The 8,762-nt window shown below is 66.7% G+C and carries 12 protein-coding genes; 7 read left to right on the forward strand and 5 right to left on the reverse strand.

Going from position 1 to position 8,762, the window contains the following annotated elements; all coding sequences use genetic code 11:
• Window positions 1–186: hypothetical protein (locus tag B3T59_RS22690; protein WP_287005205.1), on the reverse strand; the 186-nt coding region annotated here is incomplete at its 3' end.
• A 12-nt stretch (window positions 187–198) separates the two neighbouring features.
• Between B3T59_RS22690 and B3T59_RS22695 the strand changes: the two genes are divergently transcribed.
• From B3T59_RS22695 to B3T59_RS22725, 7 genes are all read left to right on the forward strand, one after another.
• Entirely contained in the window at window positions 199–501 is a 303-nt protein-coding gene (locus B3T59_RS22695; RefSeq protein WP_287005206.1) for a hypothetical protein, read from the forward strand.
• Window positions 498–824 (forward strand): hypothetical protein, encoded by a 327-nt coding sequence (locus B3T59_RS22700; RefSeq protein ID WP_287005207.1) that lies wholly within the window; start codon window positions 498–500, stop codon window positions 822–824. Before B3T59_RS22695 ends, B3T59_RS22700 begins: the two co-directional genes overlap by 4 nt.
• 316 nt (window positions 825–1,140) lie before the next feature.
• Window positions 1,141–1,350: a helix-turn-helix domain-containing protein gene (locus tag B3T59_RS22705; RefSeq protein ID WP_287005208.1), complete on the forward strand. Its 210-nt coding sequence runs from the start codon at window positions 1,141–1,143 to the stop codon at window positions 1,348–1,350.
• A 15-nt stretch (window positions 1,351–1,365) separates the two neighbouring features.
• Window positions 1,366–1,794: a hypothetical protein gene (locus B3T59_RS22710; protein WP_287005209.1), complete on the forward strand. Its 429-nt coding sequence runs from the start codon at window positions 1,366–1,368 to the stop codon at window positions 1,792–1,794.
• A 222-nt stretch (window positions 1,795–2,016) separates the two neighbouring features.
• Window positions 2,017–2,562: a hypothetical protein gene (locus B3T59_RS22715; protein ID WP_287005210.1), complete on the forward strand. Its 546-nt coding sequence runs from the start codon at window positions 2,017–2,019 to the stop codon at window positions 2,560–2,562.
• Between the two features lie 466 nt (window positions 2,563–3,028).
• Window positions 3,029–3,427 (forward strand): plasmid mobilization relaxosome protein MobC, encoded by a 399-nt coding sequence (locus B3T59_RS22720; RefSeq protein WP_287005211.1) that lies wholly within the window; start codon window positions 3,029–3,031, stop codon window positions 3,425–3,427.
• The gene (locus B3T59_RS22725; RefSeq protein ID WP_287005212.1) at window positions 3,427–4,875 is read left to right on the forward strand and encodes a relaxase/mobilization nuclease domain-containing protein; all 1,449 of its coding nucleotides are present in this window, start codon (window positions 3,427–3,429) and stop codon (window positions 4,873–4,875) included. The genes B3T59_RS22720 and B3T59_RS22725 overlap by 1 nt, the downstream gene beginning before the upstream one ends.
• Here the strand turns inward: B3T59_RS22725 and B3T59_RS22730 are convergent.
• The 4 genes from B3T59_RS22730 to B3T59_RS22745 form a co-directional block, all read right to left on the reverse strand.
• On the reverse strand, window positions 4,816–5,766 hold the full coding sequence (locus B3T59_RS22730) for a tyrosine-type recombinase/integrase (RefSeq protein ID WP_005195278.1): 951 nt from the start codon (window positions 5,764–5,766) through the stop codon (window positions 4,816–4,818). The two genes, B3T59_RS22725 and B3T59_RS22730, sit on opposite strands and share 60 nt — an antisense overlap.
• Before the next feature lie 167 nt (window positions 5,767–5,933).
• A complete protein-coding gene (locus B3T59_RS22735; RefSeq protein ID WP_287005213.1) occupies window positions 5,934–7,313 on the reverse strand; it encodes a dihydrolipoyl dehydrogenase family protein in 1,380 nt (459 codons plus the stop codon).
• A 66-nt stretch (window positions 7,314–7,379) separates the two neighbouring features.
• Window positions 7,380–8,285, reverse strand: coding sequence for a cytochrome c biogenesis CcdA family protein (locus tag B3T59_RS22740; protein ID WP_168431393.1), 906 nt, complete (start codon window positions 8,283–8,285; stop codon window positions 7,380–7,382).
• The coding region (locus B3T59_RS22745) for a TlpA family protein disulfide reductase (RefSeq protein ID WP_287005214.1) at window positions 8,285–8,762 on the reverse strand (478 nt) is incomplete at its 5' end. The genes B3T59_RS22740 and B3T59_RS22745, both read right to left, overlap by 1 nt.

The following is an 8,762-nucleotide window of genomic DNA, read 5'->3' on the forward strand; positions in this document are numbered from 1 at the left end:
CCTATCCGTGCACCAGGCCCGTCCGATCTCGCGGAATGGGCTACGCCCGTCGTCGGAATGCCAGTCAAGGACCTGCATCGACGGTTGGATGCCGTGTCCGAAGGCTTTGATGCTGTCGTTATAGATACGCCACCGATGGAGTCCGGCCGTGGGATCGTGACCTCGGCCGTGCGGGTGGCTACGCATATCGTGATCCCGATGTCGCCGACGCCTATGGACTTCGATCGGTTGGGCGCAGTCCTCGAGTTGGTCGAAGACGTCGGCCCCGTGCGTGCGGCTTCACCGGTCGTTGCCGCGCTGCTGACGCGAGTCGTGACCAACTCGGCGTCGGCAGAGGTTTACCGCACTGCGGCGAGCGACGTAGTGCCCGTCCTGCCTGCACGCGTTGCGCGGTTGGAGCGATTCGCGCAGGCCTTCGGGTGCCCGATTGACGACGCACTCAACACCGCATATGGCGACGCGCTAACCCAGTTGCTCGACATGGAGGTCGCGCGGCCATGACTTCACGAGCTGAACAGATCCGCGCCCAGGCGTCGCGTGTTGCGTCCCAGCCGTCGACCCGGTCAGCGGCGGCCGCGAAAGCGACGAGTCAGAGTGCGATGCCGGCTGTGTCGAGGCGGGTCGGCAAGACGGTCAACCTCGATGCGGACCTCAACCAACGAGTGCTGGCTTGGCAGGCCGACGCAGCTCATGCCCTGGGGGTGCCTCGCGTGACGTTCCAGTCCGTCGTCGATGCGTTGCTCTCGGAACTCTTGGACGACGATCTGCTTGCGAGGCGTGTACGCGAATCCGTGGCCGCCGAGTACGTGGAGACCGAATGCTGAGGCACCTCCCGAATGATGGCGGGGACGCAAGGGAAGACGGCGGAGCGTCACGTCAGTCTCAATCCGACATCACTTTGGCTACGGGTAGGTAAACGTGACTGGTGACCATGGGTCGATGCCGTATTTGACAGGCGCTCAACATATTTGGTGAACATTGCCGGAGTTTTGGGGTTGGGCTGATTGGGGTGTGGTGCGCCGAGACGCAGTGGCGTGGTGTTTCAAAACCCATGTCCAAAACTTCTGATGAACTCCAAACATGTTTGTACGTATGAACTTTGACAGGTTGCTCGCCATAGATGTGCATAGCATTGCGTTCATGAGCGCAGGCATGAATCAATCTGGAGATCGAGGATCGTTCGTCTCCATCTCCGAGGTGGCGGAAATCTACGGGGTGCATCCCACCACCGTCCGTCGCTGGATCATGGAGGGTCGGATCGAGGCTCAGCGCGTCGGTTCTCGGCTCATTCGTCTCGATCTCGAGTCCGTCTATCGGAAGCTCGGTCGACCGACGCCGTCAGATGTCTAAGCACGGATTGTCGAGGTGTCCTGTGCGATCCAGCCGGACGAAAAGTTGCTGTCGGCGATCTCATTAACTCGGCAGGCGTTGTCAGGCCTCGTGAGCGTCTGTGGGTTCGAGGAACTCCAGTCGATTGCCGAATGGATCGGTTGCGTAGAAGCGTCTGAAGCCAGGGAAGTCGTCGTCAAACTGCACGCGGTGTCCGGCGGCAACGAGTTTGGTCGCTCAGCGCGTCCAAGCCGTCAACCAGGATTCCGGGATGGGCTTTGCTGGCTGGCCGGAAATCGGGCTCGACGCCGAGGTGTAGTCGAGGCCACCAGCACGAAACCAAGCGCCACCCCGTTGGGCGAGAACGGGTGGTTTCGCGATCTCTGTCATGCCGAGAACGCCGACGAAGAACTCGCGCGCTCGGGCTTCCTCGCCATGGGGCATGGCCAGTTGCGCATGATGTAGACCCGCAAACATAATCCGATTCTCCACTGGTCGTCGAGACGATGTGAGGTTGCGCGCTGCATGGGCATCGGCTCGGGTTCGGGGTGACGCTATACATGTGTTGTCGCCAACTGTTGTACTCCTTGCCACGGTCGACGGTTCGGACGTTGTTGTAGGTGTTCACTGCGAGATAGAAAGCGGCTCTACGCGGACATTGACGCTTCGTTCGGAGAGGATGCAGAAGTGTTTCGTGACGAGGTGACCGCCAGGTATGCCGCGGAGTTGACGGACGTCGACGGTGCTGAGTTCGAGGACTTCGTGAGCCGGGAAACTGAGAGGCTGACCGCGCAGTTTGCGGCGTTGCAAGCTGATCTGGAGACCCAGCTTCGCGACGAAGCGCGGGCGCGGCTGGGTCGACCACTGGAGTACATGGAGACGGTAAGCGTGCTCAGCCAAGCGCGACAGCGCGCGAGCGAAGAAGTGCGGTCGCAACTCTGGGAGGGCTACGTGCCGACACTTCTCGCGGACGAGGATGAGCCCGAACTGAACGTTGTGAACACGATCGAGGTGAGCGCGGAGACCGAGGCATTGCTCGAGCGGGTCTGGCCGCACACGGGTCCGGCGTGGCAGGTCAGCGCAGAACTGATCGTAGAGATGCGGATCGCCGACGGTCTGCCGATTCCGACGGCTTCTGGTCATCCGCTCGCGACCACGTTGGCTGCGATGGTCGATCAAGACATCGCGCACGATATCGACATCCTCTCGCGTGCGCGGCGTACGAAAACCTAACTGCGTCGCCGACAAGTTTGGAGCCCGCGCACGCGGCTTCGTTGTCCCCAATTGCTGTGCCTGTGCCCCGTTGTTCGCAACGACTGCCGTACTGCAAGAGGTCTCACGCTGTGGCACCAACGCACGTGCCAAGCGTTGCGAGTTGTGATCGGCCGCCAGAAGGAACTTCGCACCTTGCGTTCGTGTCTGTTCCCGCTGCGCGCTGCGCGGCGGACTGTCGAGTCGAGCGGCTTCCTATGCGTCCGCTACGAGCGACGCTGTTGACGTCGAATCCGTTGCTGCGCAGACTAACCCACATGGGTTAGTGCCTTCGGCCTGACGCGTTCCGCGCAGAGCAAGCTATATACTTGGGTACCCCAAGTAGGAGATCGGTGCTGGCGCTGCGCTGGCCGATCTGCCACACCTTGGGAAGGCGGTGGGTCTCCATATCTGGAGTCGCTGCGCTGGCCGGAAGTGAGGAGTGGCGATGAGCGAGGAAGGTGCGGAGCCGAAATCGCGTCGGCGAAGCCGCCAGTCCAACGTGCCTGGTGGCCGACACGTCGTCCACAAGGTGAAGGTGACGCCCGACCAGGAACGTCGGCTGCAAGAGCGCGCGCACGACGCGCGGGTGACGGTTCCGCGACTGATGGTGGAAGAGGCATTGGCCGACCAGATCGGACAGACCGCGACTGCACGCCACGATCTCGCGGTCGAGTTGTTCGGCGCATACCGCTTGCTGGCGTCGATCGCCAACAACGTCACCCAGATCGCGAAGGCGACGAATCCGGACGGCGAATGGCAGGAGGAATGCGCCGCAACGTTGACTGCGGTTCGGCGGACTGGGCAACGGGTGCGTGCCGTGTTTGAGGCGCAAGAATCCACATGATGCCGAACATCACGCGTGGCTCGAGCATGATCGGGCTACTCGGGTACCTTGTCGGCCCCGGTAATGCCAACGAGCACACCGAGCCGCACCTGGTCGCCGGCGATTCGGCGATCATGGCGTGGCATGACGACGCGGTGCTCGATCGGGCTACTGCACGCGACATCGCACGACAGATTGATCAGCCTCGCCGGGTTTTCAAGACCGAGGTGACGGTTCCCAAACGGCGGTGGGACGAGCGTGAACAGCGCAGGGTCGTCGTGCGGGACGACGACGGGAAACAGGTACGGCAGAACGCACACGTGTGGCACTGTTCGCTGTCACTCAAGGCCCCGGTGTACGCGGTCGATCCTGCGACCGGCGGACGCACGGCGGAGCTTGTCGACGGTGAGTCGGCAATCACCGACGAACTGTGGGGCGACATCGCACGTGACTTCATGCGCGAGATGGGTTTCACCGAGGAAGGACTGGTACCCGTGCGGTGGGTGGCCGTGCATCACGGTCTGAGCAAGAAAGGCAACGACCACATTCATCTTGCGGCGTCGATGGTCCGCGAAGACGGCACCAAAGTCTCGTCGCACAACGACTTCGCACGCGCTCAGCGAGCATCGGCGAGGTTAGAGCGCAAGTACGGACTCGCGGTCACTTCGGGCCGTGCGGCTGGGGCCGCAACGACGCCGGCCCATTCGCGCGCTGAGGAGAACATCGGCGCCGGGAAGGGAAACGAACCGGCTCGACGCACACTGGCCCGCGACGTTCGTGCATGCGCGACGGCGGTCACTTCGGAGGCTGAGTTTGTCCGGCAGGTCCGCGCGCTCGGACACCTGATCCGTCCGCGCTACGCCGCGGGTACCGACGACGTCGTGCAGGGCTACTCGGTGGCTCTGGCACCGCGACACGAGGCCGGATCGCGCGACTTCGACGCGCGTCCGGTCTGGTTCGGCGGTGGACGATTGGGAAAGGACCTGACGCTGCCGAGAATGCGACTTGGATGGTCAGATTCACCGAGAGCTGCGCTGGAAGCGGCGGGAGAATGGCGACGCGCTAAGCGTGGGCGCGAGCCCCTTAAACAAGCCCGCCATACGCGACGCCACGTACGCGATATGGACCCGTTGTACCGCCGTGCGCACGACGACCTCGCGCAGTGGACCCAGTACCTCGGCACTATCGCGGTCGACGATCACGCGAGCTGGGCGAGCGCGGCCGGGCAGACAGCCGGAGTGTTCGCGGCGTGGTCGGTCCGGATCGAGGAGCGGCCTGGACCGTTGGCGCGGGCCGCCGACGCACTCGGTGCGTCAGCAGCTAGGGGTCACGGTAGTAATGGCGCAAAAAACAACGAAGTTCGCGTAGTGCCTGGTCAGCGGGTAGACGGACGCTCTTGTTGGTGGCCGCTATCGGTGGCTGCGGTCGGGGCCGATGAGGCTGGTGATGCCGCGCATGGCTGCCGGTGAGGGTTTGAAGTAGCGGCGTAGGTTCTCGGGTTTGCGGTGGCGGGACTTGGCCATCAGCTCCACCAGGCTGGCACCGGCCTCGCCGAGATGCGTCAGGCCGGAATGCCGAAGTTCGTGCAGATCCCAACCGGTGCCGGGCCCATTCGTCGCGGTGGCGGCATCCAGCACGGCGCGGGCCTGGCCGTAGGACAGCCGGGCCAGCCCGGTGTCGGGGCAGATGTCCCGGTCGGCGGCGGCCTTTCCGGGGCCCGGTCGGCGGTGGGTGACGAACAGCGGTCCGCGGGTGCGGCCCTTGGTGAGGCGTGGCAGGAGCCGGGCGGTGCCCGCGTCCCAGTACACGAGCTCGTGCGCGTACTCGTGGTAGGTGGCACCGCGGCGGCGGGTGCGGGGCTTGGCGCCCTTGGACTTCACCGGGCAACACCGCCCGGCCAGATCGAGGTCCTCGATGTTGACCTGGAGCAGTTCCTCGGTGCGGGCGCAGGTTTCGTAGAGCATCCGCCACAGCGTCTTCTCCCGGAGGTCGATGTCGCGGCGGGCGATGAGCCGGTCGATCGCGGTGCGCGAGTGCACCGGGGTGGTGGAGTCCGGTGGAGTGGAGCGTTTCACCCAGGCCGGGACCGCCGGGGCGGTGTGGCCGTGCTCGCGGCACCACGCCAGCCACGACGCGACCGCGGCGCGGCGGGCGTTCCAGGTGTTGACTGCTGAGGAGCCCCACAGGGTTTCGAGGGTTTCACCGATCTCATCGTCGGCGACGTCGGCCAGCCGCCGGGTCTCGCCGAGCGTGGCGGTGGTCTTGTCGACGGCGATGCCGTAGGCGCGGCGGGTGTTCGGGGAGCCGATCGAGTCGAGGAAGCTGTCGCCGGCGGCGCGGACGGTGATCCCGGACGGCACGGTGGTACCTCCCTCACTGGGCTTGCCGCAGATAACAGGTCCGCGTCGCGCACCGCCGGAGCGGAGTCGGCGCAGGCCGGATGTCATGATGCTACAGATAACAGGGTGTTATCCGTGGCAGTCGGAAAATGGCCTCACCCGAGTACCGGGCGATGCTCATGGGGTGTCTATGCGCCGATTTCGCGGTGGACGCCGCCGGCGGCGGTGTTGACCGCTTCGGCGAGGGTGGGGTGGATGTGGATGGCTTGGGCGAGTTGGGTGTAGGTGGCGCCGGTGGTCATGGCGATGACGGCCTCGTGAACGAGGTTCCCGCCGTCGGGTCCGGCGATGTGGCAGCCGAGGATACGGTCGGTGGCGGCGTCGGCGACGAATTTGACCAGGCCGCGGGTGTTGCCGATGGCGCGGGCTTTCACGACGCCGGTGAAGTCCTGGCGCCCGACGACGACGTCGTAGCCGGCGGCGCGGGCGGCAGGTTCGGTGAGCCCGACGGCGCCGACTTCGGGGTCGGTGAACACCGCGTGCGGCACGATGCGCCCGGTTGTGGTGCGGTCCTGGCTTCGGAATATGGTGCGGTAGACGATGTCGGCGTCGTCGCGGGCGGTGTGGGTGAACATGGGCCCGCCGCGCAGATCGCCGAGCGCCCAAACATTTTCGGCGTCGGTGCGCAGGGAGGCGTCGACGGTGAGGAAGCCCTGTGGGTCGGGTTCGAGACCGAGGTACTCGAGGCCGAGATTGTCGCTGTTGGGGGTGCGTCCTGTCGCGATCAGCAGGTGGCTGCCGGTGATGTCGTCGGCTTCGCTGCCGGTGCAGCCGAGCCGGATGTTCCCGGTGGTGCCGGTGGCCGCGGTGCAGGTGGTGCCGGTGAGCACGGTGATGCCGTCGGCGGTCATGCCCTCTCTGACGGCGGCGGAGATGTCGGGGTCCTCGCCGGGCAGCAGCCGGTCGGCGCGTTGGATGAGGGTGACCTCGGAGCCGAATCGCGGGAACATTTGGGCGAACTCGCAGCCGACGTAGCCTCCGCCGACGACGAGCAGATGTGAGGGCAGGTCGGTGAGGTCCAGCAGGGTGCGGGAAGTGAAGTAGGGGACGGTGTCGAGGCCGTCGATGGCGGGGATGGTGCTGCGGGTGCCGGTGACCAGCAAGATCCGGTCGGCGGTCAGGTCGGTGCCGTCGACGGTGAGTGTGCGGGGTGCGGTGAAATGTCCTGTGGCGTGGTAGAAGTCGAGGTCCGTTGATTTCTCGACGGTGCGGTAGGAGCCCGCGCGGATGGAGTCGACGATGGTGTTCTTGCGGTCGACCACGGCGGCCAAATCGACGGTGACCGGTCCGGGTAGGCGGACCCCGAATTCGGCGGCGCGGCGCGCCTGGTGCGCCACGGCGGCGGAGGCGATCATGGTCTTGGTGGGGATGCAGCCGCGGTTGAGGCAGGTCCCGCCGAGCAGTTCTTTCTCCACGAACGCGACGCGGCCGTGCCGGGCCGCGCGCAGCGCGAGCGGCAGGCCGGCCATGCCGCCGCCGAGTACCAGGGTGTCGTAGCGTTCGCTCATGTGCTCGGTGCCTTTCCTCGATCGAATCGCTCTGGAAGGGGTACGGCAGTCGACCGGTCGGCGCGGTCAGCGCGCGTGTTTCTCCTCGATTGTGGCGGGTGCGGGGGCGCAGCAGTCGTTGTCGGGGGTGGCGTCGCGGTGTCGGGCCTGGGTGTTGCGGGCAACGACGGTGGCGGCAAGCGTGGCGGCCACGGCCGCCACGGCGAGAATGATGACCGTGCCGGTGTGGTTTTGAATCCAGATGCTCACCGCGGCGGACCAGGCGGTGGAGCCCATCGCGGCACCACCGGTACTGCCGATAGCGGCGGGCCACCAATACCAGACGAGGTAGGCGCCGGTAGCGACGAGCACGACGGCGGTGATGCGGGTGCCGTGGCGGGCGAGCACCGCGAGGTAGCGGGTGGCAGCGGTGCCCGCCGCGGCGGTGGCGAGGCTGACCAGCAGCAAGACCGTCGCGGCCCCGGCGGCGTAGACGGCGAACACCACCAGCAGCGCTGCCCATCCGGCGGTGGCCTGGGCTTGGGCGATCACGGCGAGCAGCACCCCGAAGGTGCACGACAGCGACGCGGCCGCATAGCCGGCACCGGCGGCCACCATACCGGTGGTGGTCATCGATGCGCGGGGCGGGCGCTGAGCGCGGCGGGGCAGGCGCAGGCCAAGGCCACGGCCGGTGAGCATGACCAGCCCGAGCACCGCCAGCGCCGCGCCGACGGCCAGGCCGAGGCGGGGGGCCGCGGCGATGAGCGCGCGGGCGCCGGCGCTGACGGCCAGGCCCGCCGCGGCGAGGGTGCCCGCGAATCCGAGGGTGAGCGCGGTCCCGGCGCGCAGGGCGCGCGCCATGCGGACCGGGAACGCGTCGGTGGTGGTGTCGCCGAGGGTGTGGGTGATCCAGGCGGGCAGCAGCGCGAATCCGCACGGGTTGACCGGGGCGAGCATCCCGGCGGTGAACGCCAGCGCCAGCAGTCCGCCCATCACGCCGCTCCCGCGTCGCGCAGTGCGGTGGTGATCTGGTCGGCGGACGGGTCGGTGGCGCGGTAGGTGACCTTGCCCGCCGGATCGACCACGACCAGCGTCGAGAGCGACGCCACCGAGAGTCGTGTGGTGAGGGTGGCGCCGGTGTCGATCACGGCGGGCAGCGCCTGGGTGCCGGTGAAGTCCTGGAACCCGGCCACCGTCTGCGCGGATTCACCCGGATCCATGTCGACCAGCACGAACGACGCCTTGTCGCCGAGTTGTCCGGCCGCCTGCGCCACCGATTTCGCGCCGCCCACGCATTCGCCGCAGCCGACGGAGAAGAAGAACAACGCGGTCGGCTTGTCACCGGGCACGCTGATGGAGGTGCCGGTGACGGTGTCGACCTGCACCGGCGCCACCGGATCCTGCGCCGTCGTGTCGGTCGAGGTGCACCCGGTGAGGGCCAGGGCTGCGGACAGCGCCAGCGCGGCGGCG

Source organism: Gordonia sp. UBA7860, from assembly GCF_002500165.1.
GTDB classification, from domain to species: Bacteria; Actinomycetota; Actinomycetes; order Mycobacteriales; family Mycobacteriaceae; genus Gordonia; species Gordonia sputi.